Raw genomic sequence first — 325 nt, forward strand, 5'->3', positions numbered from 1 at the left:
CTCGTCACGGTGTCGTCGCCCAGTGCGTCGGCGATCCGCGGCAGTGCCGGATGTCGACGGGCGTCGGCCGACAGCACCTCGGGCGCGTACTCGGCGAGCCAGGAGCGCTCGATGCGGTCGGGGTCGAACGTCAGGACCACGACGGGGCCCCGGGTCACGCGACGCACCTCGGCGAGCACGCGTTCGAGGTCGTGCCACTCGTGCAGCGAGAAGGTCGTCATCGCGGCGTCGAAGGTGTCGTCGGCGAAGGGAAGGTCTCCGGCGGGCTCGACGGCGGTCACGTCGCGGTCGGTCGGCGCGTACGAACCGGCACCGGCACCGGCAC

At 72.6% G+C, this 325-nt stretch carries 1 protein-coding gene; it reads right to left on the reverse strand.

From position 1 onward, the window contains the following. A partial coding sequence (locus tag BIU89_RS13655; protein WP_139179209.1) for a class I SAM-dependent methyltransferase occupies positions 1-325 on the reverse strand: 325 nt, incomplete at both ends.

The sequence above is a fragment of the Curtobacterium sp. MCBA15_005 genome, from assembly GCF_001864855.1.
Taxonomy (GTDB): Bacteria; Actinomycetota; Actinomycetes; order Actinomycetales; family Microbacteriaceae; genus Curtobacterium; species Curtobacterium flaccumfaciens.